Source organism: Microbacterium sp. M4A5_1d (assembly GCF_053345465.1).
The window spans coordinates 686,138-712,746 of sequence record NZ_JBKFAD010000002.1 but is presented as its reverse complement, the minus strand read 5'-3'; the positions used below and the strand labels follow the sequence as shown (position 1 = coordinate 712,746).

General features: G+C 71.1%; 23 protein-coding genes and 1 pseudogene. 11 read left to right on the top strand and 13 right to left on the bottom strand.

Features of this window, described 5'->3' with window-relative positions:
• Positions 1–7 precede the first annotated feature (7 nt).
• Positions 8–1,222, bottom strand: coding sequence for an esterase/lipase family protein (locus tag ACLBWJ_RS11640; RefSeq protein WP_447660350.1), 1,215 nt, complete (start codon positions 1,220–1,222; stop codon positions 8–10).
• A 93-nt stretch (positions 1,223–1,315) separates the two neighbouring features.
• A complete protein-coding gene (gene coaA, locus ACLBWJ_RS11635) occupies positions 1,316–2,272 on the bottom strand; it encodes a type I pantothenate kinase (RefSeq protein WP_404568870.1) in 957 nt (318 codons plus the stop codon).
• 65 nt (positions 2,273–2,337) lie between these two features.
• Between coaA and ACLBWJ_RS11630 the strand changes: the two genes are divergently transcribed.
• Positions 2,338–3,282: a Ppx/GppA phosphatase family protein gene (locus ACLBWJ_RS11630; protein ID WP_269268822.1), complete on the top strand. Its 945-nt coding sequence runs from the start codon at positions 2,338–2,340 to the stop codon at positions 3,280–3,282.
• Between the two features lie 7 nt (positions 3,283–3,289).
• Here ACLBWJ_RS11630 and ACLBWJ_RS11625 read toward each other — a convergent pair whose 3' ends face one another.
• Complete coding sequence (locus ACLBWJ_RS11625) at positions 3,290–5,020, bottom strand: hypothetical protein (RefSeq protein WP_282501471.1); 1,731 nt, start codon at positions 5,018–5,020, stop codon at positions 3,290–3,292.
• Positions 5,021–5,177: 157 nt separating this feature from the next.
• On the opposite strand from ACLBWJ_RS11625, the gene ACLBWJ_RS11620 reads away from it, so the two are divergent.
• The gene (locus tag ACLBWJ_RS11620) at positions 5,178–6,194 is read left to right on the top strand and encodes an NAD(P)/FAD-dependent oxidoreductase (protein ID WP_274179362.1); all 1,017 of its coding nucleotides are present in this window, start codon (positions 5,178–5,180) and stop codon (positions 6,192–6,194) included.
• Here the strand turns inward: ACLBWJ_RS11620 and glmM are convergent.
• Genes glmM through rplM form a run of 3 tightly spaced genes read right to left on the bottom strand, consistent with a single transcriptional unit; the run spans position 6,187 to position 8,521 of the window.
• Positions 6,187–7,548 (bottom strand): phosphoglucosamine mutase, encoded by a 1,362-nt coding sequence (gene glmM, locus ACLBWJ_RS11615; RefSeq protein WP_447660349.1) that lies wholly within the window; start codon positions 7,546–7,548, stop codon positions 6,187–6,189. The genes ACLBWJ_RS11620 and glmM overlap by 8 nt on opposite strands.
• A 5-nt stretch (positions 7,549–7,553) precedes the next feature.
• Positions 7,554–8,045, bottom strand: a complete 492-nt coding sequence (gene rpsI, locus ACLBWJ_RS11610; RefSeq protein WP_023954328.1) for a 30S ribosomal protein S9 — start codon at positions 8,043–8,045, stop codon at positions 7,554–7,556.
• A gap of 29 nt (positions 8,046–8,074) precedes the next feature.
• Positions 8,075–8,521: a 50S ribosomal protein L13 gene (gene rplM, locus ACLBWJ_RS11605; RefSeq protein WP_112617876.1), complete on the bottom strand. Its 447-nt coding sequence runs from the start codon at positions 8,519–8,521 to the stop codon at positions 8,075–8,077.
• 228 nt (positions 8,522–8,749) lie between these two features.
• On the opposite strand from rplM, the gene ACLBWJ_RS11600 reads away from it, so the two are divergent.
• Together ACLBWJ_RS11600 and ACLBWJ_RS11595 are read left to right on the top strand one after the other, a co-directional pair.
• Complete coding sequence (locus ACLBWJ_RS11600) at positions 8,750–10,447, top strand: PAS domain-containing sensor histidine kinase (protein WP_282501474.1); 1,698 nt, start codon at positions 8,750–8,752, stop codon at positions 10,445–10,447.
• A 51-nt stretch (positions 10,448–10,498) separates the two neighbouring features.
• On the top strand, positions 10,499–11,560 hold the full coding sequence (locus ACLBWJ_RS11595; RefSeq protein ID WP_112617938.1) for a sensor histidine kinase: 1,062 nt from the start codon (positions 10,499–10,501) through the stop codon (positions 11,558–11,560).
• On the opposite strand, the gene ACLBWJ_RS11590 is transcribed toward ACLBWJ_RS11595, so the two are convergent.
• Positions 11,552–13,186: an ATPase gene (locus ACLBWJ_RS11590; RefSeq protein ID WP_323986537.1), complete on the bottom strand. Its 1,635-nt coding sequence runs from the start codon at positions 13,184–13,186 to the stop codon at positions 11,552–11,554. The two genes, ACLBWJ_RS11595 and ACLBWJ_RS11590, sit on opposite strands and share 9 nt — an antisense overlap.
• Positions 13,187–13,211: 25 nt before the next feature.
• A complete protein-coding gene (locus tag ACLBWJ_RS11585) occupies positions 13,212–13,979 on the bottom strand; it encodes a CPBP family intramembrane glutamic endopeptidase (RefSeq protein WP_323986539.1) in 768 nt (255 codons plus the stop codon).
• Between the two features lie 23 nt (positions 13,980–14,002).
• Here ACLBWJ_RS11585 and ACLBWJ_RS11580 point away from each other — a divergent pair, with 23 nt between their 5' ends.
• From ACLBWJ_RS11580 to ACLBWJ_RS11570, 3 genes are all read left to right on the top strand, one after another.
• The gene (locus ACLBWJ_RS11580; protein ID WP_274179367.1) at positions 14,003–14,602 is read left to right on the top strand and encodes an arsenate reductase/protein-tyrosine-phosphatase family protein; all 600 of its coding nucleotides are present in this window, start codon (positions 14,003–14,005) and stop codon (positions 14,600–14,602) included.
• Positions 14,603–14,698: 96 nt separating this feature from the next.
• A complete protein-coding gene (locus tag ACLBWJ_RS11575; RefSeq protein WP_112617871.1) occupies positions 14,699–16,237 on the top strand; it encodes a polysaccharide biosynthesis tyrosine autokinase in 1,539 nt (512 codons plus the stop codon).
• A 6-nt stretch (positions 16,238–16,243) separates the two neighbouring features.
• Entirely contained in the window at positions 16,244–17,164 is a 921-nt protein-coding gene (locus tag ACLBWJ_RS11570; RefSeq protein ID WP_323986541.1) for a hypothetical protein, read from the top strand.
• Between the two features lie 153 nt (positions 17,165–17,317).
• Here ACLBWJ_RS11570 and ACLBWJ_RS11565 read toward each other — a convergent pair whose 3' ends face one another.
• The 5 genes and pseudogenes from ACLBWJ_RS11565 to ACLBWJ_RS11545 all read right to left on the bottom strand — a co-directional run bounded on the left by ACLBWJ_RS11565 (position 17,318) and on the right by ACLBWJ_RS11545 (position 21,639).
• Positions 17,318–18,970 (bottom strand): alpha-amylase family protein, encoded by a 1,653-nt coding sequence (locus tag ACLBWJ_RS11565; protein ID WP_447660348.1) that lies wholly within the window; start codon positions 18,968–18,970, stop codon positions 17,318–17,320.
• Complete coding sequence (locus tag ACLBWJ_RS11560; RefSeq protein ID WP_447660347.1) at positions 18,967–19,977, bottom strand: LLM class flavin-dependent oxidoreductase; 1,011 nt, start codon at positions 19,975–19,977, stop codon at positions 18,967–18,969. Before ACLBWJ_RS11560 ends, ACLBWJ_RS11565 begins: the two co-directional genes overlap by 4 nt.
• A gap of 75 nt (positions 19,978–20,052) precedes the next feature.
• The gene (locus ACLBWJ_RS11555) at positions 20,053–20,424 is read right to left on the bottom strand and encodes a sigma factor (RefSeq protein ID WP_282501480.1); all 372 of its coding nucleotides are present in this window, start codon (positions 20,422–20,424) and stop codon (positions 20,053–20,055) included.
• 159 nt (positions 20,425–20,583) lie between these two features.
• Positions 20,584–20,754: a CsbD family protein gene (locus ACLBWJ_RS11550; RefSeq protein WP_094260399.1), complete on the bottom strand. Its 171-nt coding sequence runs from the start codon at positions 20,752–20,754 to the stop codon at positions 20,584–20,586.
• Positions 20,755–20,893: 139 nt separating this feature from the next.
• A pseudogene (locus ACLBWJ_RS11545) lies at positions 20,894–21,639 on the bottom strand (linear amide C-N hydrolase).
• Between the two features lie 317 nt (positions 21,640–21,956).
• On the opposite strand from ACLBWJ_RS11545, the gene ACLBWJ_RS11540 reads away from it, so the two are divergent.
• The 4 genes from ACLBWJ_RS11540 to ACLBWJ_RS11525 all read left to right on the top strand — a co-directional run bounded on the left by ACLBWJ_RS11540 (position 21,957) and on the right by ACLBWJ_RS11525 (position 26,604).
• Positions 21,957–22,937, top strand: a complete 981-nt coding sequence (locus ACLBWJ_RS11540) for an ABC transporter substrate-binding protein (RefSeq protein WP_114587640.1) — start codon at positions 21,957–21,959, stop codon at positions 22,935–22,937.
• Between the two features lie 63 nt (positions 22,938–23,000).
• On the top strand, positions 23,001–24,548 hold the full coding sequence (locus ACLBWJ_RS11535) for a sugar ABC transporter ATP-binding protein (protein WP_447660346.1): 1,548 nt from the start codon (positions 23,001–23,003) through the stop codon (positions 24,546–24,548).
• Entirely contained in the window at positions 24,545–25,588 is a 1,044-nt protein-coding gene (locus ACLBWJ_RS11530; RefSeq protein WP_112617864.1) for an ABC transporter permease, read from the top strand. Before ACLBWJ_RS11535 ends, ACLBWJ_RS11530 begins: the two co-directional genes overlap by 4 nt.
• Complete coding sequence (locus tag ACLBWJ_RS11525; protein WP_447660345.1) at positions 25,585–26,604, top strand: ABC transporter permease subunit; 1,020 nt, start codon at positions 25,585–25,587, stop codon at positions 26,602–26,604. The genes ACLBWJ_RS11530 and ACLBWJ_RS11525 overlap by 4 nt, the downstream gene beginning before the upstream one ends.
• Positions 26,605–26,609 lie beyond the last annotated feature (5 nt).

Here is a 26,609-nt window from a genome sequence, read left to right as displayed (position 1 = left end):
GCTCGAGCTAGCCGGACGCGGGCCCGCGCAACGCTGCTAGCACGGCGTCGACCACCTCGAGATTGGAGAAGACCGCGTCGTGCCCGCACGCGCCGCCGAACGGCGGGGCGGCGACCTGGCCCGACAGGATCATCCCGACTCCGCCGACGCCGGGCGGGAGGTCTCTGCGGCATGTGACCACCGTCGTGTCCGCCGCTCCGGCGAGGGCGGACGTCTCGGCGACCAGACCGTCGCCGAGGCGGGCCTCCCCGGTCTTCCCCGATGGGAGCGGCATCGCGACGACGGCGGACGCCGCGATCGCGTGCACGTGCAGACCCGCCGGCCAGTCGGGCAGATCGGCGAGCTCCGCCGACCCGGCGCGCAGGGACGTACCTGCCGGGCCGAGGGCGGCGATACCCGTCCGGATGACGGGTGGCAGATCGCAGCCGCCGCGCGCGTCTTCCGCGAGCTGCTTGTTGCAGACCGCGCCGATCCAGGGCAGCACGAGGTTCTGCAGCACCGGCACCGTCGACATCGTGGCGCGGACCGCCCCGGCGATGTCGACCGCGACATTGGCGATGTCCGAGCCTTGCGTGGGAGCGGCGACCGTGACGACCTCGCCGATGAGCGCGGCGATGTCCGGGGCGTCGCGCAGGGCGTACCGCAGGGCCAGCCCGCCCATCGAATGGGTCACGACGTCGACCGGGCCGTGGACGGCGTCGGCTATCGAACGGATCGCGGCGGCGAGATTGTCGGCCGAACCGGTCGAGCCGACCCACCCGGCGGAGTTCGCGGAGTAGTCGAACGCGTACACGGCGACCCCCGGCCGCGCTTCGAGCCGCTGCTGCAGCGACGCCGTCATCCCCCGCGCCACCGGCGCACCGGAGCCGTCGCGCCACTGCACCGGGCGAGCGAACGGCGACCGGGCGTAGGAGCGCTGGCCGTCGGCGTCGGGGAGGACGGTGCTCAGCCACCCGTGGACGAGCAGCACCGCCCGCGAGTCCGGTTCCGCCTGCTCGCTCAGCCGCACGACACGGTCGCCGAGCGCCACGGCCGGGCCGGCCACTGCCGCAGGCGCGAACGCGGACGACGCCGCCGCGGGAGCGAGGGTCGCAGTCGCCGCGAGCACGACGACCGTGCTCAGCGCGACGAGGGACCGCCACCGGGACCGCCGGCGGCGCAGCCGCGAGCGCGCGCGTAACGCACCGCGCACGAGCGCGCGCGAACGCCGCCCCAGTTCCATGGATCCATACCTAGCAGGTTGCGGTGACGGGTGCGTAACAGAAGACACCGGAGCTTAGCGAGCACTCGCTGACAGAACGCCGGGTCGAGGCAGTCAGACCTTCCGCAGGAGCACGCGCTCGACGGCGTGCGAAGCGCCCTTGTGCAGGATCAGTGTCGCCCGGTGCTTCGTCGGCAGGACGTTCTCGACGAGGTTCGGGAGGTTGATGTCGTTCCAGAAGCCGCGCGCCATCGCCACCGCTTCGTCGTCGTCCAGGTCGGCGAAGGTGTTGAAGTACGACGAGGGGTTGTTGAATGCGCCCGCCTTGAGCGCCATGAAGCGCTCGACGTACCACTGACTGATGTGCTCGGCATCCGCATCGACGTAGATCGAGAAGTCGAACATGTCGCTGACGGCGACCTCGTGCGGCGCGGGCGGCGGTGCCAGGACGTTCAGCCCCTCGACGATCACGACGTCGGGGCGGCGGACGGTGATCTGCGCGTCCGGGACGATGTCGTACCGCATATGCGAGTAGAACGGGGCGTGCACCTCGGGGGCGCCGGACTTCACCTCCGTGAGGAACTCGATCAGCGCGCGGCGATCGTAGCTCTCGGGGAAGCCCTTCCGAGCCATCAGCCCGCGACGCTCGAGCTCGGCGTTGGGATACAGGAAGCCGTCGGTCGTGACGAGCTCCACCCGGGGCGTCCCGGGCCAGCGACTCATCAGCTCGCGAAGCAGACGCGCGACGGTCGACTTCCCGACGGCGACCGATCCGGCCACGCCGACGACGAAGGGCGTCGTGCTGTCCTGCTCGCCGAGGAACGCGTCGGTGTCGGCCCCGAGGCGCCGGGTCGCGCTGGCGTACAGCGAGAGCAGCCGACTGAGCGGGAGGTAGACCTGCGACACTTCACCGAGGTCCATCCGGTCCCCGAGTCCGCGGAGCTGGACGATCTCGGTCTCGGTCAGCGGCTGGGTCACACCCGCCGCGAGCCGGGACCAGTCGGAGCGGTCGATCTCGCGGTACAGGGCGGGAGCGAGCGGCGCCAGCGCCTGCACATCTTCAGGGGACATCGCGCTCATCGTAACCCCCGGCCGGAGGCCCGGCGGCGCTGGCGGCCTGCCACTACTGTGAACCTGTGCGTCTGGGAGTCCTCGACATCGGTTCGAACACCGTCCACCTGCTCGTCGCCGATGTCCGCCCCGGAGGGCGCCCCCTCGCCCGGACGAGCAAGCGGACGGTGCTGCGACTGATGCGCTATCTCGAGCCCGACGGCTCGATCAGCGACGACGGCGTCCGCGCCCTCGTAGCCGCCGTGACCGAGGCGGTCGCGGTGTCGCGCACGGAGAACGTCGCTGAGCTCCTCGCCACCGCCACGAGCGCCGTGCGCGACGCCGCGAACGGACCGCAGGTCATCGCCGCGATCGAGGAAGCCCTGGGGCAGGACCTGCAGGTGCTCGGCGGCGAGTCGGAGGCGCGCTTCACCTTCCTGGCGGTGCGCCGCTGGTTCGGCTGGTCCGCGGGCGAGATCCTGCTGTTCGACATCGGCGGCGGTTCTCTCGAGATCGCGGCCGGCAGTGACGAGCTGCCCGACACGGCCGCCTCGGTGCCGCTCGGCGCAGGCCGGATGACGGTGCAGTTCCTGCCCGCCGACCCGCCGGGCGAGGATGCCGTCGACGTCCTGCGGGAGCACGCGCGCGCGACCCTGAAGCCGATCGTCGCGTCGATGGCGGACAGCCCTCGACCCGACCACGTCGTCGGCTCCTCCAAGACCATCCGTTCGCTGGCGAAGCTCGCGGGCGACCCGGTGCCGGGCTGGTCGGGGATCGAGCGGATGACCCTGCCCCGCTCGGCGCTGAACTCGTGGATCCCGCGGCTCGCCCGCATCCCGGCATCCGCCCGGCAGGAGCTCCCGGGGATCACCGCCGACCGCACCTTCCAGATCGTCGCGGGCGCCGTCGTCCTCCACGAGGCGATGCGCGCGTTCGACGTCGACGAGCTCGAGGTCTCGCCCTGGGCGCTGCGCGAGGGAGTGCTTCTCCGCTACATCGAGTCGCTGTCATGGAGCGCTCCGCGTCCCTGACCGTCGATCACCCGACGTCCGCGCCGACCGGCACGGAGGCTTCGAGAACGACGTCGCGGCCGTTCTGGAACACCCGCGCCGACGGTCCGAGCCCGGCGAGGCCCAGGCCCGTCGCCGCACCGGCGTCGCTGCGCAACCGCCCGGGGGTGCGGACGCGGACCGACAGGGATGCCCCGTCGGCGGCGCCTCGCACCTCGATGTCGGCCGAGCGGGCCGCGGCATGCTTGACCGCGTTCACGAGCCCTTCGGCCACGACCGCGACGACGCGCGTCGTCACGAGGGCGTCCGACATGGCGACCGTCGCAGCAGGATCCACCGCGGAAGACACCGTCAGCACGGGTCGCCAGATCGCCACGGTCTCGGCGAGGTCCGCCGCTCGCGCCGCCCCGGGCCGACGGGCCCCGAGGGCGTCGGTCAGCCCCGCGCTGATCGCGAGCTCGAAGTCGCGGATGTCGCCGGGCGTCGCGATCTCGTCGTCCACGCGGGCCGCGAGGATCACGCACGTGCTCTGGACCCGGCTGTGAAGGACGTCGGAGGCATGCGCCAGGTTCTGCCTCGTGCTCGAGGTCTGGTCCGCGGCGGAGCGGACGAGCGCCTGCAGCGCACGGCCCAGCCGACGGGTCTCGACCCGGCCCCGGTGGATCGCCTCGGCACACAGCGCCGCCACGATCGCGATGCCGGGCAGTGCGATCGCAGGGATGACGGGGATGAAGCTGGGCTCCCCCACGAGCACCGCCGCCGCCGCGGCCACCACGATCCCCGCGCCGAGCCACAGCCCGACGAGGCGTCTCCCCCGTCGCAGCGCGGACGAGCGGCAGGCGATGCCGCGGGTGAGCCGGTCGACCGCGAGGCACAGGGCGAGCACCCCGACGATGAGGACCGCCGCGAAGACGGGGCCCTCGGTGCGCAGCGCGAACGGCGCGCTCCCCGCGGCGAAGATGACGCCGACGAGGCCCGGCGCCGGCGGACGCAATCGCTCGAACACGGTGCGTGCCGTCTCGATCGCCGACGGCCCCGCGTCGTCGGGAGAGATGTCGGCGAGCTCGAGCCCCGCGCGATCTCGGGCCCGGTGGCTCACCGAGCGGACGCCGTCGGAGAAACCTCGCACGCGCTCGAAGTCGAGCGGGGAAGCGACGAGAGCGGCCAGCGCGGTGCGCAGGGCGCTGATCTCGGACGTGAGGAACTCGCGCGTGTCCCGTTCGTAGCGACCGGCGCGGCGCTGCTCGTCGGTCACCGTCCGCAGCGCGTCGGCGAGGCGCGTCCTCGCGGTCCGCGAGCTGACGTAGAGCTGTTCGGTCACGGCCACGAGTGACAGCACGCTCACCCACGCGACGACGTTGGTCACGATGCGCTCGCTCCACGCGGGGTCGGTTCCGAGTCCGAACGCACCGACCGCCAGAGCGTCGTTGAGGAAGGGCCGCGCGACGGCCGCGGCGACGAGAGCCGCCAGCACGAGCACCCCGCGTGCCGTCGATGACGGTATCCGTCGTTCCGCGAGCACGACCGGCAGCAGGGCCACAGCCAGGATCCCCGCGACGAGCAAACCGGAGAACTGCGCCGACAGCAGCTCCAGGGGCGTGTCGACGGTCGCGTAGGGGGCGAGGACGATGGCGGAGACGGGAACGGCGACGAGGGCGCTCCAGGGTGTGAAGAACCGCCCGCTCGACACGGCATCCCACCAGATCGCGACGCCCGGACGAACCCGCGCTCGATGTCGCGATGTTCGCCCCCGGTTCACATCCGCCCCCTCGACTTCGGCGGGCCGCTGCCGCACCGGCCGAAATCCTAGCGAATCCGAGCGACGTCGCCGTTAACGCGCGCATCATACGCTCGGCTGGAGTCGGCGGCACGCGCTGGGATCGGGTGGCGCCCACCCGGATTTCACCTGGGATCAGGTGCCGCTCGGCACGGCCGACGACACGGGCGCCGAGATCCGACTGCGGACCACCGTGACCGCGATCGACCGCGACGGGCGCACGGTCGAGGACGAATCCGGCGAGCGCTTCGGCTACCGTCGGCTGCTCCTCGCGACCGGTTCACGCCCGCACGAGGTCGATGCGCCCGACAGCGACCGGGTGCTCTTCTTCCGCTCCGCCGACGACTACCGGCGGCTGCGCGAGCTCGCCGCCGAGGGCGAGCGGATCGTCGTGGTCGGCGGGGGCTACATCGGCGCGGAGCTCGCCGCCGCCCTCGTGCAGAACGGCGTGGGGGTCGATCTGGTCTTCCCGAGCACCACACTCGGCGACGGCACGTTCCCGCCTCCGCTCGCCGAGCGGTACCAGCGGCTGTTCCGAGACGCTGGTGTGCGCCTGGTGCCCGACCGCCGGGTCGAGGAGGTGGTCACGGACGCGTCGGCCGACGGCCTCGAGGTCGTGCTCGACGACGGATCGCGGCTGCGCGGCGACGCGGTCGTGCTCGGCCTCGGCGTCTCGCCGGTGACCGACCTCGCCGAGCAGTCCGGGCTCGCCGTCGATGACGGGGTCGTGGTCGACGCGTTCCTCGCCACGACCGACGACGCGATCTGGGCGGCCGGCGACATCGCCTCGTACCCTGACCGGCTGCTCGGTCGCACCCGCGTCGAGCACGTGGACAACGCCCAGGAGATGGGCCGGGCGGCCGGGCGATCGATGGCGGGCGGCGGCGAGGCCTACCGCCACACCCCGTACTTCTACTCGCAGGTGTTCGACGTCCGGTGGGAGGCGGTCGGCACCCTCGACCCCGATCTCGACACCCTCGTCGTGGAGACCGGCGACGACGAATCCGGACCGCGGACAGTGGTGTACTACCGCGACGAGACGGGCGCGCCGGTCGGCGTGCTGCTCTGGAACGTCGCCGACGCCACGGATGCTGCGCGCCTCGTCCTCGCCGACGCGCCCACCGATGAGGCGGAGCTGCGAGGACGCATCACCTGAGCGCGAGGCGGTCGGCCACGACGGCCGCGAGCTCGTCGGCGATCGCCTGGGCCTCGGCCTCGGTGGTCGCCTCAACCATCACCCGCACGAGCGGCTCGGTACCCGAGGCGCGCAGCAGCACACGGCCGGAGTCGCCGAGGCGCGCGGACGCCGAGGCGACGGCATCCTGCACGCCGGCGTCGCTCTCGACCCGGTCGCGATCGACGCCGCGGACGTTCACGAGGACCTGGGGATACACCGTCATGACGGCCGCGAGCTCGGCCGCGGTCTTGCCCTGCCGAGCCATCTCGGCGGCGAGGTGCAGCCCGGTCAGCAGGCCGTCGCCGGTCGTCGCGTAGCGGCTCATGATGACGTGCCCGCTCTGCTCTCCACCGAGCCCGAAGCGGCCCTGGTTCATCCGCTCCAGCACGTAGCGGTCGCCGACCGCGGTCTGCTCGACGGTGATGCCGTGCTCGGCCATGGCCCGGTGCAGACCGAGGTTGCTCATGACGGTCGCGACGAGGGTGCTGAACGGCAGCCGCCCCCGCTGCTTCATCGCCACGGCGAGGATCGCCATGATCTGGTCGCCGTCGATGACACGACCGTCGGCGTCGACGGCGAGGCAGCGATCGGCGTCGCCGTCGTGGGCGATGCCGATGTCGGCTCCGGTCCGGATCACCTCTGCTGCGACGCGGTCGAGGTGGGTCGAGCCGACCCCGTCGTTGATGTTGAGACCGTCCGGGTCGGCACCGATGACAGTGACCTTCGCACCCGCGTCGCGGAACGTCTGCGGAGACACCCCGGATGCCGCTCCGTGAGCGCAGTCGAGCACGACGTGCAGCCCGTCGAGGGTATGCGGCAGCGAGCCCAGCAGGTGGACGACGTAGCGGTCCTCGGCATCGGCGAAAACACGGATGCGGCCGACGTCGGCGCCGGTGGGCTGGAGTTTGGGCCCGGTGAGGGCCTCCTCGATACGGCGCTCGACCTCGTCGGGGAGCTTGACCCCGCCGCGGGCGAAGATCTTGATGCCGTTGTCGGGCGCGGGATTGTGGGACGCGGAGACCATGACGCCGAAGTCGGCGTCGATGTCGCTGACGAGGAACGCCGCAGCGGGCGTCGGCAGCACCCCGGCGTCGAGAACGTCGACTCCCGAAGACGCCAGCCCGGCGGCGACCGCGGCGGAGAGGAACTCCCCCGAGACGCGCGGGTCGCGCGCCACAACGGCGGTCAGCCTCTTGCCGGCTGCCTTGCGCGCCTCCGCGATACGGCCCTGGCCCAGGACGACGGCAGTCGCCTGGGCCAGGGTGAGTGCGAGTTCGGCGGTGAGGGGGCCGTTGGCCAGCCCCCGAACACCGTCCGTACCGAACAGCGCCACGGAGCTTAACGCTTCGAGTACTGAGGAGCCTTACGGGCCTTCTTGAGACCAGCCTTCTTGCGCTCCTTGACGCGAGCGTCGCGCGAGAGGAAGCCGGCCTTCTTCAGGGTCGGGCGGTTGTTCTCAGCGTCGATCTCGTTGAGCGCACGGGCGATGCCGAGGCGCAGCGCGCCGGCCTGGCCCGAGGGGCCGCCACCGGAGATGCGGGCGATGACGTCGTACGAGCCGGCGAGCTCGAGCACCGTGAACGGGTCGTTGATGAGCTGCTGGTGGAGCTTGTTCGGGAAGTAGTCCTCGAGCGTGCGCCCGTTGACCGTGATGGTGCCCGAACCGGGGATGAGGCGCACGCGGGCGATGGCCTGCTTGCGGCGGCCCACGGCGGCACCGGGAACCGAGAGGACCGGACGGGGCGCGGCGGCTGCAGCAGCCTCCGAGGCGGGCGTCTCGGTCGAGTAGTTCTGGGGGGTCTCCTCGAGGGAGTCAGCGATCTTCGCCATCAGTGTTTCCTTGAGTGTTTTCGCGGCGCTTACTGGGCGACCTGGTCGAAGGTGTAGGTGGTGGGCTGCTGCGCAGCGTGCGGGTGCTCGGCACCGGCGTAGACCTTGAGCTTCGAGAGCTGCTGGCGGCCCAGGCTGTTCTTCGGGAGCATGCCGCGGATGGCCTTCTCGACCGCGCGGACGGGGTTCTTCTCGAGGAGCTCCTCGTAGGAGACCGACTTGAGGCCGCCCGGGTAGCCCGAGTGGCGGTAGGCCATCTTCTTCTGGAGCTTCTGACCCGTCAGGGCCACCTTGTCGGCGTTGACGACGATGACGAAGTCACCGGTGTCGACGTGAGGGGCGAACGAAGCCTTGTGCTTGCCGCGGAGGAGGACGGCGGCGTGAGAGGCGAGGCGGCCGAGGACGACGTCGGTTGCGTCGATGACCAGCCACTCGCGCTGGATCTCGCCAGCCTTGGGGGTGAAAGTGCGCGTCACAGTAGTGCTGCTTTCTTGAATCGAACGGAGGAGTTCGTGAATCCCGCTCCGGGGTGGTTGGTCCGAAATCGGACGAACACGCCAGTGGAGGGCTCACGTTCGTAGCGGCACGCCTGCGTGGCACGCGCACCAAAGAGACAGCGTACGCTATCTGTCGACGTTATCAAAGCCGCGCCTGTCCCCCCGGGCCGTCCTCGATCTCTCATGCACCCCGATCGGAGACCCCGGATGCCCCTGTTCGAACTGCGGCGCTCTCGCCTCGGTCGCATCCGCGTCTTCACCCGGGCGCAGCTGCCGTTCGTGGTCGGCACGTTCGTCGTGATCGTCGCGCTCGCCTTCGGAGCACCAGAGTCACTCTCGTCGCCGTTCATGTGCGCCGCGGTCGTGATCGTCATCCTCGCGTCGATGGCCGGCGCCCTCCTCCCGTGGGAGCGGTTCTCGCCCTCCTGGCTGGTCACCCTCGCCGTGACGGACATCGTCGCCGTCGCGCTCGTGCGCACCGAGGTGGTGTGGCTCCTGCCCGGTGTCAGTATGCTGGCGATCTTCCCCATCCTCTGGATCGCCTACGGCTTCCCGCCCATCGCCTTCACCGCCGCCGTGGGCGGGGCGGCGCTCATGACCTCGCTCCCCTTCTTCGTCCGCGGCAGCTGGCCGGTCACGCCGCTCGAGTGGGCGAACGTCTTCACCCTCCCGGGCCTCATCCTCGCCGTCGCCGTCGTCGTCAACATCGCCGCCCAGCATCTGCGGCGCAGCGGCCGCCGCCTGCGCGCATCCCACGAGGAACGGGAGCGCGCGCTCGCCCGGGCCCGCGACAACGAACTCGTCCTGCGCACGGTGCTCGACACCGTCCGCAGCGGTGTCGCCCTCTACGACGACGCGGGGCGGCTCATGCTCGCGAACCGCACCGCCGAGGACCTCTCCCGAGCGATGGGGTTCTCGCTCAGCGAGGCTCCCTACGCGGGTGACGCCGTGCTGGCGGCGGACCGCACGACGCCGGTACCCCATCATCAGCAGCTCATCCCCCGCGCCCTGCGCGGCGACAGGGTGAGCGACGCCGTCGAGTGGGTCGGTCCGCCGGCGGCGCAACGGGCCATCCTCGCCGACGCCGACCGCGTGCGCCGCGCCGACGGGACTCTCCTGGGCACGTTGGTGGTCGCCCACGACGTGACCGAGATGGCCGATGCCGCGCAGCTGCGACACGACTTCCTCCGCACGGTGTCGCACGAGCTGCGGACGCCGCTGACGAGCGTGACCGGCTACCTCGATCTTCTGACCGACCACGTCCGGCCCGACGACGCCGCAGCGACGCGCTACCTCTCGCTGGTCGAGCGCAACGTGCTGGTGCTCACCGACCGCATCAACGAACTGCTCGCCGCCGCGTCGACCGACACCGAGGTCTCGCCGCGTCCGGTGACACTCAGCGACCTGATCGCCTCGGCCGTGCGCGCCGTCTCGCCGCGCGCCGAGCGTCGCGGCAGCTCGATCCAGCAGATCGGTGCGACGCACGACCGGGTCGTGCTCGACCCGGTGCGCATCCGCCAGTCGCTCGAGGAGCTGCTGATCAACGCCGTGAAGTTCAGCCCGCCCTCGTCCGCGGTCGTCATCGGCCAGCGCGTCGACGAGTCGGGTGTGCACGTCGTCGTCAGCGACAACGGCCCCGGGCTCACCTCGATCGAGCGGACGCGCGTGTTCGATCCGTTCTACCGGACCCCCTATGCCCGGGAGAACGCGATCCAGGGCTTCGGCATCGGCCTCTCGGTCGTCCGCAACGCCGTCGTCGCGCACGGCGGCCGTGTTCGCGTGGGCGCTTCGGCATCGGGCGGCACGGCGATGGCGATCGTGCTGCCCGGTGCGGCGCACGACGATCGTGCACTCGACCACCCCGTGTCAAGCGCGGGCGGCACATTCGTCACGACGGAAGAATGACCTCGACGCTGAGATTCTCGACAACTCGGCCCGTTCGAGGTGACGACGACGATGAGCGCTTCCCCCTATGACCACGCCCGCGCGACGGGTGCCGTCCTCGCGGGCACGGCCACCGACTGGGCCGCGCAGGTGACGTCGGTCGCGATCGTCGAGCTCGACGACGCCGGCGTGGTGCGGTCATGGAACCCCGGGGCCGAGCGTCTGAAGCGCTACCCCGCGGATGAGGTCATCGGCACGTCGTTCTCGCGCTTCTACCGCCGCGAGGACCGCGAGCGCGGTCGGCCGGCGCGACTGCTCGCCGCCGCACGCACCGACGGGTCGGTCGAGGACACCGGCTGGCGGGTGCGCGGCGACGGCACGCTGTTCTGGGCGCACGTGCTGATCACCGCGGTCCGCGACGACGACGGCGAACCCGCGGGCTTCGTCAAGATCGTGCGCGACCTGAGCGAGGCCAAGCGCCTGGACGACGAGAAGGACGGCTTCCTGCGGGCCTTCGCCCACGACCTTCTCTCGCCGATCACCGCTCTGCGCGGCTACGTCGACCTGCTCGAGGACGAGATCCCGGAGGCGCAGTCGGGTCTGCTGCAACACGTCTCACGCGTGACCGACCACATCATCGCCATGGCCGCAGAGCTCTCGGCGCATGTGCGGGGAACCGACGGCGATGAGAGCGAGGAGACCGACCTGCTGACCCTCGCCCGTGAGGCGGCGGAACTCGTGCTGCCGGGCGACGTCAACGAGCGCGTGGATGTCCGCGGCGCCGGCCGCGCCCACGTCTCGACCGATCGCGCGCTCTTGCGACGCGCTCTCGCGAACGTCATCGACAACGCTGCCAAGTACAGCGAGGACACCATCGTCGTGTCGGTGTCGGAGGAGCCGGATGCCGCCGTGGTGACGGTCGCCGACAGCGGCCGGGGCATCGACTCCGACGACCTCGCCTCGATCTTCGAGCCCTATCACCGCGGCCGCCTCTCCGATCCGGGCGACGGCGGCACGGGCGTCGGCCTCGCGAGCGTCCGCGACATCGCGCGACGACTCGGCGGAGAGGCATCCATCGAGAGCATCAGGGGAACCGGGACGACCGTCACCCTGCGCCTGCCGCCCTCACAGTGACGGCAGCGTGATGACCGTCTCCAGGACGACGTCGTCGCCGTCCTGGTACACGCGTCGCCCGACGGTCCCGAGACCGCGTCCGGAAACGGGCCCGAGCCGCCCGGGCGACGACACCCGCAGCAGCAGCGAACCCGATCCGGTGACCCGCGCCACGACCCGGGCACGCCGCGCCCCGGAGTGCTTGACGGCGTTGACGAGCGCCTCGGTGACGACGGAGACGACGCGCTCGGCCGCGTCGGGGTCGCTCAACCGCAGCCGGACCGCGTCGTCGATGCGCTGCGTGACCGCGACGGCGGGCGCCCACGCCTCGATCAGGCGATCCAGCGACTCGCTCGCCGGCATCCGCTCGGGGTCACCGGACTCGAGGATCTCCTCGAACGCGGCCTCGGTACGGCACCGGAAGTCGTCCACCTCGTCGGGGGTCGGGGCGCGCTCGTCGACGCGGGCCGCGAAGACGACGCAGGCGCCCTGCGCGCGCCCGTGCAGCACGTCGATGGCGCGCCGCGGGCCCGCGCTCTCATCGATCTCGGCGGCCTCGCGTGCGACCTCGGCGAGCCCGGCCGCCGCCCGGCGCTCATCGGTACGGGCGCGCGACAGCGCGTCGCGGCAGAGGCCGACCAGCACCGCGACGACCGGGACGGCGAGCACGGGGACGAGGCCGAGCACACCGATGCGCGGGAGGAAGAGGTAGGTGACGACGCTCATCGCGCACCCGGCGGCGATCCACACCAGCAGGAAGACGACCGGACGCGGCGGCCGGGCCCACCGACGCACCGCACCGCCGGCGATGACATCGACGACGACTCCCCCCGCGATGCCGGCGAGGCCCACTCCGACGCCGCCGGCGGCGACGGCGTAGGGGAAGCACGCCAGCGCGTAGAGCGGCGCGACGCTGAACCACGGCGGCGCGACCAGCCGCATCGACAGGCCCGGGCCTCTCCCGTGCGACGCGGGGCCGGCCTCGCTCATCTCGTCGTCGCGCTCGCGCAACAGGCGGTCGATGCGGTGGCTGAGCCCGCGGACATCCTCCGAGAAGGTGCGGACGACGTCGAAATCGATCGGTCCGGCGAGCATGCGCTCGCGTGAGCGGCGCAGGGCCGCGATGCCCGCCACGAGCGCGGCGCGGGCCTCGGCCGCGACATGCTGCCGGTGCGCCTCCGCGCGCTCGACCCGCACGAGCGCCGCGCGCAACCGCTCGGCGGCTGCCCGTGCGGCGGCGTGACGCGACGTGATGACGGCGACGATGGACAGCAGCGCGAGCGCGGTGACGAGGTTGGTCGCGATCCGCGACGACGCCGGCCCGCTCGGGACGATGCCGAACAGGGCGGAGCTGATGGCGTCGTTGACGGCGGGACGGATCGTCGCGACGACGACGAGCGACGCGAGCACGACGACGCCGCGCGCGGGACGCGACGCGAGCCGCCGTTCGGCCGCGGCGACCGGGACGACCATCGCCGCGAGCACCGACCAGCCCAGGACGGCCACCGTGGCACCGCGCAGATACGCCTCGATTCCGGCGCCGCCGACGGACGGCACCGAGAACACGCCGGCGACCAGCAGCGACACCGCCGCGCTCCACCGCGTGTAGAAGGCGCCTCCGGAGACTGCGTTCCACCAGGTCGTCATGCCGGCTCCGCGCTCTCCGGCGTTCTCAGCCCGCGAACGCCCCGACGAGGGCGAGGCCCACGCCCGAGAGGTTGAACACGACGTGTGCGACGACGCCGGTCCAGATGCGCCCGGTCAGGAGGACGAGGCCGGCGCACACGACCCCGACCAGCGCGATCGAGAGGACGCCGTCGACACCGAGGGCCCCGCCGACGAGATGACTCACGAGGAAGACGGCCGTCGACACCAGCAGTGCCGCCACGCCGGCCGTGGCCGGCCCCGCGGCCCGGCGCAGCAGCGTGTAGACCGCGACGAGCACGACCCCGCGGAAGAAGAACTCCTCGAGGACCGGGGCGACCAGCCCCGCGGCGGCGGCATCCGTCAGCCACCAGCTCGCGGGAAGCCGCCCGTCGACGAGCAGGAGCCCGGGGAAGCGGGCCTGCCCCTCGACCCCCTGCTGGATGAGCCCCTGCACCAGACGGAGCACGATGCCGAAGCCGAGCCCGATGAGGAGGTCGGCGGCTCGGAACCGGAGGAGACCCGCGGGTCGCGAGACGCGAAGCGCGAGGACGACGGGGATCAGCATCCCGAGCCAGAGCGCCGCCGTCGCGGCGACGCCCGACCACGACGCCGCGGGCTGGAGCCACAGCACGAGATACCCCAGCAGGATTCCCGCGCCCAGGCTCACGAGCGCCCAGGCGAGCATCATCTCGCGCCACCGGCGCACGCTCGATCCGCCCTGGCGCCAGTCGACGCGACGGTGACGTGGGCGCCGCGACGTCGTCGCGACCGGCTCGCTAGGGTGGGTGTGCACGCGCCCACGTTAGCGGAGGTCCCATGATCGAGATCGCGACCATCTGCACGGGGAACATCTGCCGTTCACCCCTGGCGGCTCTGATGCTCCAGACCCGTCTGGCCGGCCGGGGCGTGCGCGTCACGAGCGCCGGGACGCGAGGCCTGGCCGATCACGGGATGACGCCCGAGGCGCAGCGCCTGGCGCTGGCGCGCGGAATCTCGGCCTCGGATGCCGAGGCGCACCGGGCTCGTTTCCTGACCGAGCAGCACCTCGTCTCGGCCGACCTCGTCCTGGCGATGGCCCGCGAGCACCGGCGCGCCGTGGCGGAGCTCGTCCCCGCGCGGACACGCGTGGCGTTCACCGTGCGCGAGTTCGCGCGCCTGGCCTCGTCGCTGTCGGACGCCGCGCTGCAGGGGGCCGTCGCGACGGCGGCCGACCAGGATGCCGCGGGCAGACTGCGGGCGGCGGTCGCAGCGGTCGCGGGCCAGCGCGGCCTCGTCCTCCCGCCCGCCGATCCGACGGAGGATGACGTCGTCGACCCCTACCGCCGGTCGTGGTCGACATATGAGGCGTCGGCGGCGCAGCTCGATCCCGCGATCGACCAGGTGGTGCGCGTCGTGGCGGTCGCGACGACCTCCTGATCCGAGGTGCGCGATCCGACCCCGGCCGGAAACATGGCTGTGGCAGACTGATCCGAGTTTCCGCCGATGCCCTCGTGGCGCGCACCGAAGGGCAGCATGGAGCTCTCCGACTACATTCGCATCCTCCGCAAGAACTGGATCGTGATCCTCGTGGTCACCCTCGTCGGTGTGGGCGCCGCGGCCGCGTACTCGCTGACGCGCACGCCCACCTACGAATCGTCCAGCACGGTCTTCGTCTCGACGCAGACCTCCGGCAGCGTCGCCGAGCTGCAGCAGGGGTCGACGTTCGCGCAGGCGCGGATCAACACGTACGTCGGCCTCGTCTCGACGCCGATCGTGATGAACCCGGTGATCGCCGAGCTCGGCCTCGGGACGACGGCGGGCCAGCTCGCCGAGAAGGTCAACGCGAGCGCTGCCCTGAACACGACGCTCATCACGATCACCGTGGTCGACACCGATCCGGTCGCGGCGGCGGACATCGCCAACGCCCTGGCTGCGAGCCTGTCGGCGGCGGTCCCCGCGATCGAGCCCGCGAGCGAGTCGGGCGCGAGCCCCATTCAGCTGTCGCGCGTCCGCGACGCCCAGCCGGCCCTCAGCCCGTCGAGCCCGAACGTTCCCCTCAACCTCGCGCTCGGCCTCCTCGTCGGCCTGGCGCTCGGCATCGGGATCGCGGTCCTGCGCACCGTGCTCGACACCCGCATCCGCAGCTCGCGCGATGTGGAGCAGGTCACCGAGTCGCCCCTCATCGGCGCCATCGCCTTCGACCCGAAGGCGAAGGACCGGCCGCTCATCGTGCACGCCGATCCGTTGAGCCCCCGCGCGGAATCGTTCCGCGCGCTGCGCACCAACCTGCAGTTCCTCGACATGGGTGGCCGCTCCAGCTTCGTCGTCACGAGCTCGGTGCCGAGCGAAGGCAAGTCGACCACGACCATCAACCTCGCGATCGCCCTCGCCGACGCCGGCAAGAAGGTCGCCCTGCTCGACACCGACCTGCGCAAGCCGAAGGTCGACGAGTATCTCGGCCTCGAGGGCGGAGCGGGCCTCACCGATGTGCTGATCGGCCGAGCACGCCTGGGCGACGTCATGCTGCCCTGGGGCGGTCGCAGCCTGTATGTGCTGCCGTCGGGCAAGATCCCGCCGAACCCGAGCGAGCTGCTCGCATCGCCCCAGATGCGTCAGCTGCTCGAGGTCCTGGAGCGCGACTTCGACGTGGTGCTGTGCGACGCCCCGCCGCTCCTGCCCGTGACGGACGCGGCCATCCTCGCCCGTGCGACCAGCGGAGCGATCGTCGGTGTCGCGGCGGGCCGGACGACCCGCCATCAGCTCACCGGCGCCATCGACGCTCTTCAGACCGTCGACGCCAAGGTCGCCGGCGTGGTGCTGACGATGGTGCCCACCCGCGGGCCCGACGCGTACTACGGCGGCTACGGCTACGGCTACGGCTACACGCAGGAGGAGAACGCGGCCCGCGAGGCTCGCCGCGGCAAGCCCGCCGCCCCGGCGAAGCAGCCGCGCGGTCGTCGGGGACGCCGCGCCGAGCCGGTCGAGACCGGTCCGGCTCCGACGCTCGATGACCTCGGCTTCCGCGCTCGCTCCTCCGACGAGTCCCGCCGCTCCGGTCCTTCTGCGAGCTGATGGCGCATGGCGCGACGTGACCTGACCGCACCGCCCATCGCCCGCGCGTTGTCGGTGGCCGGCGTCGGCGCGCTCGCGCTCGTCGTGGTCGCGCTCACGGCGCTGGCGCTGCAGCACGACCGCAGTCCGCAGCCGTCGGGCGCGCCGACCGCGGGCCCCGTGCCGACCTTCTCGTTCCGGGGGCCGGGGCCGGACGCGAGCGCTTCACCGTCGTCGAGCGCGACCCCCGCCACGGGCGGTGCCGAGGAGCGCTTCCTCGCTCGCTCAGCCGAGGGCATGCTGTGGCGCGCGACGGCGGGAGCCTGCGGCGCCGGCGAACCGGTCGTCGAGCGATCAGACGACGGCGGCACCACCTGGGTCGACGTCACCCCGCGTTCCCGCGGCATCGCTCAGGTCCGCGCGCTGTCGGGTCTGTCCGGCACCGAGGCCGAGCTGATCGCCGATGCGGCGGACTGCTCTCCCCAGCTGCTGCGGACGTACACGCAGGGCCGGTTCTGGGACCCGTACCCCGATCTCCTGGCGCGAGCGACCTATCCCTCGGGCTCCGCACCCACGGTGCTGGCGTCGCCCTCGGGCGAGGTCGCGCTCCCCTGCGCCGCCCCCGCCAGCGTGCGAGTGGGGGCGCAGCAGACCGCTCTGGTGTGCGACGGGGTCGCCCACACCCGCGTCGGCAGCGGTGCGTTCGCTCCTCTACCGCTCGCGGATGTCGTCGCTCTCGATGTCCTGGGCCGCGCGACCGCGCTCGTGAGCGCCGGGACGGATGCCTGCGCGGGAACCTTGGCCCTGACGTGGGTCGACGCGGCGGGAACAGCCTCGACCCCGGAGTGCATCCCCGACAGCGATCCGGCCGCGCCGGCGGCGATCGCCGCTTTCGACGACGAGGTCATCGTGTGGTCGGGCGACGCCGTGACGACCATCGCCCGCTAGCGCCGACCGGGCCCGGAGGCGGGGAACGGACGATCCCCCCGGCCTTCCGTTCCCCGTCTCCCGAGCTCCCGTCCCCATCCTGCTCGCGAACCGGACGCCCACACCGCCCCCGGGGAGGATTTCACCCGAGGCTTCACCCGCGGATTAACCCCCTCAGCGCAGGCGCCCGTCACCCGGGCGCGTGACGCGCAGGCGGCGCGCACCGTAGCCGTCGAGCTCCATCGAGACCGTGGCCCCCTCGAGCGCCCAGCTCTCGCCCGAGGCGAGGCAGACGAGCTCGGTGCCGTCGGGCTCCTCGCCGAGGTCGATCTCGAAGGCGACCGGCTCCCCCGCGAAGTTGTGCACGGCGACGAATCGGCTCTCGCTCGTGCGGGCGCCATGCGCGAGTACAGACGGCGCGGTGGCGGGTACGAGCTCGAGGTCGCCCCAGCCGATCTCCGGGGACTGCCGGTAGCTCCGCGCGAGCCCGCGGACGAACGTGAACAGCGAGTCGGGGGCCATGAGCTGCGCCTCGACGTTCACGTGCTGGGGCCCATACGGCCCCTCGGGCGACGGCAGCGGATGCGCGCTCGCGGCGGCGGTGGAGAATCCGCCGTCGGGACGCCACTGCATCGGCACGCGGACGGCGTCCCGCTCGTCGATGTCGAGGTTCTCACCCATCCCGATCTCCTCGCCGTACAGCAGCACCGGTGTTCCGGGGAGCGAGAAGAGCAGGCTGTAGACGAGGCGGATGCGGCGCGGATCGCCGCCCAGCATCGGAGGAAGGCGTCGCCGAATGCCGCGCCCGAAGACCTGCATCGACTCCTCGGGGGCGAAGGCGGCGAAGACCTCTTCGCGCTCGGCGTCCGACAGCTGATCGAGGGTGAGCTCATCGTGGTTGCGGACGAAGTTCGCCCACTGCGAGATCGTCGAGATGTCGGGCCGGCTCTCGAGCGCGGAGCGCAGCGGCTGCGGGTCTTCTCGCGCGAGCGAGAGATACAGCGCCTGGTTGCTGGCGAAGTCGAACTGCATGTGCAGCTCGCCGTCGCCGTCGGCCCCGAAGTACGCGGCCTGCTCATCGTGCGGGACGTTGACCTCGCCCACGAGCATCGCCGCGCTCGAGCGCCGCTGGGCGAAGCGCCGCAGCGCGCGCAGGACATCGTGATCACGCTGCGGCTCGCGGCGCTCGGGCGCGGAGACGAACGAGGGCACCGCGTCCACCCGGAAGCCGGAGACTCCCAGCTGCAGCCAGAAGCCCATGACCTTCGCCAGTTCGCGCTGGACGGCCGGGTTCTCGGCGTTCAGATCGGGCTGGTGCGAATAGAAGCTGTGGAGGTAGTACTGCCCGGTCTTCTCGTCCCACTCCCAGACGCCGTCCTCCTCGCCGGGAAACTGCGTCTCACGGGGGTCGTCGGGGATCTCGTCCCGCCACACGTAGAAGTCGCGGTAGGGCGAGTCGCGGCTCTCGCGCGCCGAGAGGAACCAGGGATGCCGGTCGGAGGTGTGGTTCATGACGAGATCGACGATGACCCGGATACCGCGGTCCTCAGCGGTACGGATGAGCTCGACGAAGTCGCCGTGGGACCCCACCCGAGGATCGACCCCGTAGTAGTCCGACACGTCGTAGCCGTTGTCGCGTCCGGGCGTCGGGTAGAAGGGCATGAGCCACAGGCAGGTGACACCGAGGTCGGCGAGGTAGGGCAGCCGCCGAGCGAGGCCCTGCAGATCGCCGTCGCCGTCGCCGTCGTCATCGAGGTACTTCTCGACGTCCACGCAGTACAGCACCGCGTTCTTCCACCAGAGGTCGCTCGTGTCGGAGATCCTCATCGTGCGCCCCCGGGGAGGTCGGTTCTCGCGCCGAGCCGTTCGCGCAACGCGTGCAGGAGCGCCCCCGCCCGCTCGCCGAGGAAGGCGCGTTGGTCCTGGGAGATCTCGTGGATGTAGAGCCGGTCGAAACCGGTGGAGACGAGGCCGGCGAGGCGGTCCGCCAGCTCGGCGATGCCGCTCGGCGAGTCGACGCCGATGATGACGTGCTCGGCGAGTTCGGCGTCTGTGGGGTCGCCCGCGCGGGCCGCGAAGTCCTCAGGCTGAGCGATGTCCCACGCCTCCGGGGGCGTCACGACGCCGTGGAGCCACTGGTCGCGCACGAGCGCGGCGGCTTCGTCCGACGATTCGGCGAGGGCGATGTGGACCTGCAGGCACGTGGGACCGAGGCCGCCGGCATCCAGGTAGGCGCTGACGATCTCGGCGACCTGCTCGCGGCTCGTCCCGACCGTGACGAGCCCATCGGCCCACCCGGCGGCCCAGCGCGCCGTCTCCTGCGAGGCCGCGGTGGCCATGAGCGTCGCCGGTCCGGTGGGCAGGCTCCACAGCCGGGCCTCATGCACGCGGACGCGGCCGTCGTGATCGACCTTCTCACCCGCGAGCAGCCCCCGCATGACGTCGACGCACTCCCCCAGGCGTGCCGTGCGCTCGTCCTTGGATGGCCAGGGCGCCCCCGTGACGTGCTCGTTGAGCAGCTCACCGCTGCCGAGCGCCGCGAAGTACCGGCCGGGGAACATCTCGGCGAGGGTGGCGATCGCCTGTGCGCTGACGACGGGATGATACAGCTGCCCGGGAGTCGACACGGACCCGATGGGGAACCGCGTCGACGCGAGCGCTGCGCCCAGCCAAGCGATCGTGTTCCCGGAATGCCCCTGACGCGGCGTCCACGGGGCGAGATGGTCAGCGCTGAACGCCCCGTCGAAGCCGACGCGTTCGGCTTCGATGACGGCTTCCAGGAGCGCGCTGGGCGCGAGCTGTTCGTGCGAAGCGTGATATCCGATGAAGGCCATGCCCCAGTCTTTCGGTCCCGCGCACCCGACGACGTCGGGTTGCTCGATGCCGCCGGGTGCGGTACAGGCCGGCGCTCAGGCGGGCCCGCCCGTCTCGTGGACGCGTGTGAGCGCTTCGCGCAGCCCGGCCAGCCCACCGCGATCGAGGACGCAACGCCGGAGGTGCCCGAGGATCCACGCGCGGACCGGGGCCGCACCGGGGTCGTAGCGGCGGGCGTCGCGCCAGACATTCAGGAACGCTTCCCGCACCACCTCTTCGGCGGCCGCTCGGTTCGCGGTCAGCCGCAGCGCGAGCCCGAAGGCGGCGGCTGACGTCGCGTCGTACAGGTCGGCGAGCGCTCCCCGGTCGCCGGCGGCGACGGCGGTGAGAAGCGCGCCGAGCTCGGCGTCGGTGCCAGGACGCGCGGGCTCGTCCGCGGCCGTGTCCGGCGCGAGCAGGTCTGTCATGAGGGAATCGTCCGACACCGCGGACCGGGCAGGAAGCGCTTGAGTCCCGAGGCCGCCCGTGGTAGGCCGATCCAGTCATATGAATGGATCCGCGGCGCCGCACGCACAGCAGAGCGCCCCGGGTCGCGGGGACCCGGGGCGCTCGCGTGAGGGAGCGTCTTACTTGAAGGCGTCCTTGACGTTCTCGCCGGCCTTCTTGACGTTGGCAGCGGTCTGGTCCTTGTGACCTTCGGCTTCGAGACGCTCGTTGTCGGTCGCCTTGCCGGTGGCCTCCTTGGCCTTGCCGGCGACGTCCTGAGCTGCGTTCTTGATCTTGTCGTCGAGTCCCATATCGGCCCCTTCCGTCGATCTGCGTCCGGGTCTGATCCCCGGATGCCGGGACGGTTCATCCCGGTCATCACACGGTAGGTCGACCGGTTCCGCCCGCGCACCCGCTCGCGTTCACGGCGCGAATGCGATATGAACGCCGTCAGTTCTGCATGTTGATCTGCTGGCCGGTCACCAGCGGGTAGTGCACGAGAGCATCGGCGTCGAGGTCTTCCCGGTGCATGTCGACACCGGAGACCTGGCTGTTCTCGTACGTCGTGTAGCAGTACACGCCGGTGTCGGTGTTGCAGCACGACGAGTAGATGGTGATCTCGAACGTGCCCTCCTCGCCGACGTGGACGCACCCGCGCTGTTGCGCAACGGATCCGAGGATCTGGAAGAACTGACTGATCGACTCCGACTCCGACTCGCCCACGACGGAGTTCATCCGCGTGAAGGCGGCCCTGACGAACCGGGAGGACGACGAGAGATCGCCGGGGAGCCCGATCGCCCCCATGCCGCGGCTGTAGCGATCCGGCGGCAGCTCCGGCGAGACGCGCAGACCCTCCCGAACGCTCTCGACCGTGATCGAACGCGAGCGGTCGGCGATGATCCAGTGCAGCGGCGACGCCGGGAAGGCCTCGCTGAACGAGACGTCGACGATCGTGACGCCAGCCAGGGCGGCCTCGACCTCGTCGACGGTCTCGAATCGTCCGAGCACCCAGGGGATGAACTCGCGATCGTCGCGATGCCGATGATCGCGTGGTGCGTCTCGAGCGGGTCGACCCGGCGGAACCGGAACGGGAAGTTCCGCGGGGTCACGACCACCTCCTCGTGATAGGAGAACTCGAGGTCGAGATTCCGGCCGAAGTAGTGATCGCGTGTGGTGCAACTGACTCCTGTGCACACGGTGCCGCCTCCTGTCGTGACGGGCCGCCCCTCGGCCCTGGCCCAGCCCTATCCCGATCCGCGCGACGCTCGGTAGGGCACTTGACACCGGCATCGCCGCTCGGTGCAGTCATGGCCCACGGCTCTTGTGAGCGCTCACCTCGATGAAACGGATCACCGAGGCGACCTATGGCGTAGAACCCCCTGGCATTGCGCATTCGTGACCCGAGACGCTCTTGACAGCACCCGTGTTGTGAGCGCTAACATTCGAGCGTCCCCGAGAGGTGACACGCATCAGAGATCCGGCGACGCCGCCGGACGAAACGAGGAGGTTTCCGATGTCCCAGGTGAAGTCCGTCGTCACCGCGATCGCCATGCTCGGCGTCGTTGCGCTCAGCGCCACGGCGTGCGCGAGCTCCAGCTCTCCCGGCGCGTCCGGCGGCGACGACGTCATCACGGTCGGGTTCGCCCAGACCGGCTCCGAGAGCGGATGGCGCAGCGCCAACACCGAGTCGATCAAGGAGGCGTTCTCGGCTGAGAACGGCTTCGACCTGATCTTCAACGCCGCCGACAACAAGCCCGAAGCGCAGATCGCCGCGGTGCGCAGCTTCATCAACCAGGGCGTCGACGCGATCGTCCTGGCCCCCATCGTCAGCGACGGCTGGGACGACGTGCTGAAGGAGGCGAAGGATGCCGGCATCCCCGTCATCCTCGAAGACCGCACGGTCTCGGCATCCGAGGACCTCTACGCCAGCTGGATCGGGCTCGACTTCGAGCAGGAGGGCAAGACCGCCGGCGAGTGGGTCGCCGAGAACTTCGGCTCGAAGCCGACGAACATGGTGATCCTGGAGGGGACGACCGGATCGTCCGCCGCGACCGACCGGCAGACCGGCTTCGACGCCGCCGTGGCCGGCACCGACATCACGGTGCTGGACTCGCAGACCGGCAACTTCACCCGCGCCGAGGGCAAGACCGTGATGGAGGGCTTCCTGCAGAAGTTCGGCTCCGAGATCAACGTGCTCTTCGCTCACAACGACGACATGGGTCTCGGTGCCCTCGACGCCATCAAGGCGGCGGGCATGAAGCCGGGCACCGACATCCAGATCGTGACGATCGATGCGGTCAAGGACGGCATGACCGCTCTCGCGAACGGCGAGTTCAACTTCATCGTCGAGTGCAACCCGCTGCTCGGCGAGAAGACGGCCGAGGTCGTGAAGTCCGTCGTCGCGGGCGAGTCGGTCGACAAGACCTACATCGTCGAGGACCAGAGCTTCACGCAGGAGCAGGCGAAGGAAGTCCTGGACAGCCGCCCCTACTGATCCGACACCCGGGTGGCGGCCGGCGGGGGCCGGCCGCCACCCCTTCCAGAAAGCGGGTCGATGATGACCACGGAACGCCCCGTCGCAGTCGCCATGCGCGGAATCACCATCCAGTTCCCCGGCGTGAAGGCACTCGATGCCGTCGATCTCACGCTCTACGGCGGTGAGATCCACTCCCTCATGGGAGAGAACGGCGCCGGCAAGTCCACACTCATCAAGGCACTCACGGGCGTCTACGCGATCGACAGCGGCAGCATCGTCGTCGACGGACGCGAGCGCTCGTTCCGCAGCACCGCCGACGCGCAGGCCGCGGGGATCTCGACGGTCTATCAAGAGGTGAACCTCTGCGCCAACCTCTCGGTCGCCGAGAACGTGATGCTCGGCAACGAGGTGCGCCGCGCCGGACGCATCGACTGGCGCGCAACGCACGAGGCGGCCGCCGGACACCTCGCGGAGCTCGGTCTCGACGTCGACACACACTCCGTGCTGGCCAGCCACTCGATCGCGGTGCAGCAGCTCGTCGCGATCAGCCGGTCGATGGTCATCGACACGCGGGTCCTCATCCTGGACGAGCCCACGTCGAGCCTCGACCGCGGCGAGGTCGAGCAGCTTTTCGCTGTCATGCGGCGCCTCCGCGACCGCGGCGTCGCCATCCTGTTCGTCTCGCACTTCCTCGACCAGATCTACGAGATCTCCGACCGTCTCACGGTGCTGCGCAACGGCGGGCTCGTCGGGGAGTACCCCATCGTCGAGCTCGGACGCGAGGCCCTCGTGGCGCGCATGATCGGACGCGAGCTGAGCGCCCTCGACGCCCTGTCGTCGACCGCTGAACGCGAGATCGACCGCGACGCCGTCCCGGTTCTGCGTGCCCGCGGCGTCGGACGCCGCGGCGTCATCGAGGCGTCCGATCTCGATGTGCACCGCGGAGAGGTCGTCGGGATCGCGGGCCTGCTCGGCTCGGGCCGCACCGAACTGGCGCGCCTGCTCGCCGGCGCAGATCGATCGGATGCCGGCTCCGTCGAGGTCGACGGCGTCCCGACCCGTCTGACCACCCCGCGTCACGCACTCGATCACGGCATCGCGTTCTCCTCGGAGGACCGCCGATCCGAGGGCATCATCGCGGACCTCACCGTCGCCGAGAACATCGTGCTCGGCGTGCAGGCGCGACGCGGTGCGCTGCGCCGGGTCCCGCAGAGCGAACGCGACGCACTCGTGGCCGAGTACCTCGAGGCCCTCGGCGTCCGCCCCGCCGACCCGAACGCCCTCGTGCGCAACCTCTCGGGAGGCAACCAGCAGAAGGTGCTGCTGGCGCGATGGCTGGCCACCGCGCCCGAACTGCTCATCCTCGACGAGCCCACCCGCGGGATCGACGTCGGCGCCAAGGCCGACATCCAGCGCAAGGTCGCCGAACTCGCGGCTCAGGGCCTCGCCGTCGTCTTCATCTCGTCGGAGCTCGAGGAGGTGCTGCGCATCGCGCAACGCGTCGCCGTTCTGCGCGATCGCCGCAAGATCGGCGAACTCATGACCCAGGATGTGGACGTCGACACACTGGTCGCCTTCATCGCCGAAGGCGACGCCGAGAACCCCTCGGATAAGGAGAAGATCGCGTGAAGAAGCTCATCACGCACCGGCTCGTCTGGCCGGCGCTCGCCCTCGTGGCCCTGATCGCGGTGAACACCGTGTCACGGCCCTCGTTCCTCAGCGTGACGGTGCAGAACGGTCAGCTGTACGGCTCGCTCATCGACATCCTCCGCAACAGCGCTCCGCTCATGCTCGTCGCCCTCGGGATGACGCTCGTGATCGCCACCCGCGGGATCGACCTGTCCGTGGGCGCGATCATGGCCGTGTCGGGCGCCGTCGCCCTCACGATCATCGAGGCATCGCCCGAGCCGGGGAATCTCGGCGTCGTCGCGATCGCGATCGCGGCGGGTGTCGGCACCTCTCTCGTCCTGGGCGCGTGGAACGGTTTCCTGGTCGCGGTGCTCGGCATCCAGCCGATCATCGCCACGCTCGTCCTCATGCTCGCCGGACGCGGTGTCGCTCTGCTCATCACGCGCGGATTCATCACCACGATCAACAGCGAGCCGTACCAGTTCATGGCACAGGGATACGTGTTCGGCCTGCCCTTCGCCCTGTGCGTCTCGGTCGCCGCGATCATCGTCGTCGCCGTCGTCCAGCGGCGCACCGCCCTCGGGATGCTGACCGAGGCCGTCGGCATCAACCCCGAGGCGAGCCGCCTGGCGGGCGTCCGCTCGCGCGGGATCATCTGGGGCACCTACATCGCCAGCGGCACCCTCGCTGGTATCGCGGGCATTCTCTACAGCTCGAACATCATGGCCGCCGATGCGAACGCGGCGGGGATGTACATCGAGCTCGACGCGATCCTCGCCGTCGTGCTCGGCGGCACGTCGCTCGCGGGCGGCAAGTTCAGCATCGCCGGAACCGTCATCGGCGTCTTCACGATCCAGACCCTCAAGACCACGATCACCTTCCTCGGGGTCCCGCCCGCCGTGAGCCCGGTGTTCATGGCCGGCGCCGTGCTGGTGGTCGTCCTGCTGCAGTCGCGCCGTGTGCGCGGCTGGTTCACCTCCGGTGCCCGCCCCGCGGCCCGCGCCGTCTCCGCCCGCTCCGACGCGAAGGTGCTGTCATGACATCGCTCACCGCTGCCCCCCGCGCGCACGAGCGCGCCCTGACCCCGTGGCGCCGCTTCCTCAGCCGCCACATCGCCCTCGTGCCGGTGTTCGCCGCCGCCGTGATCCTCGTCGTGATGATCGCGGGCGCCATGATCAACTTCCCGAACTTCCAGCTGCCCCGCATCCTGTCGTCGATCCTGCTCGACAACGCCTACCTCCTGGTGCTCGCTGTCGGCATGACCTTCGTGATCCTCACCGGCGGCATCGATCTGTCGGTCGGCGCCGTGATGGCTTTCACCGGCATCCTGTGCGCGAGGCTGCTGTCGGAGGGAGTGCCCGTCGCCGTCGCAGTGCCGGCGATGATCGTGATCGGCGGCGCGATCGGCCTGCTGATCGGCGTGCTGGTGCAGTTCTTCGACGTCCAGCCCTTCATCGCCTCGCTCATCGGGATGTTCCTCGCGCGCGGCCTCGCCTTCGTGGTCAGCCTGGAGTCGATCAAGGTCGCCGACGAGGGCCTGCTGTGGCTGCAGTCGACCCGCCTCTCGGTCGGCGGCTGGTACATCACGCCCACCGGCATCCTGGCCCTGCTCACGGTCGTGCTGGCCGCGCTCGTGCTGCGCTACACGCGCTTCGGTCGCACCGTGTACGCGATCGGCGGCAGCGAGCAGTCGGCGCGCCTCATGGGCCTGCCGGTCGTGCGCACCCGCCTGCTGGTGTACGTCATCAGCGGCGTGTGCGCGGGGATCGCAGGCATCGTGCTCACGGCCTACTCGGGCGCGGGCTATCCCCTCAACGGCGTCGGCACCGAGCTCGACACGATCGCCGCGGTCGTGATCGGCGGCACCCTCCTCACGGGAGGCAGCGGGTTCGTCGTCGGGTCGCTCATCGGCGTCTTCGTCTACGGGCTCATCCGCACGATCATCTCGTTCCTGGGCGCCGAGCAGTCGTGGACGCGGATCACGGTGGGCGCGCTGCTGCTCGTGTTCGTCGTGGTGCAGCGGGTGATCGTCAGCCGATCCTCGACGCGGCGGTGACGGCC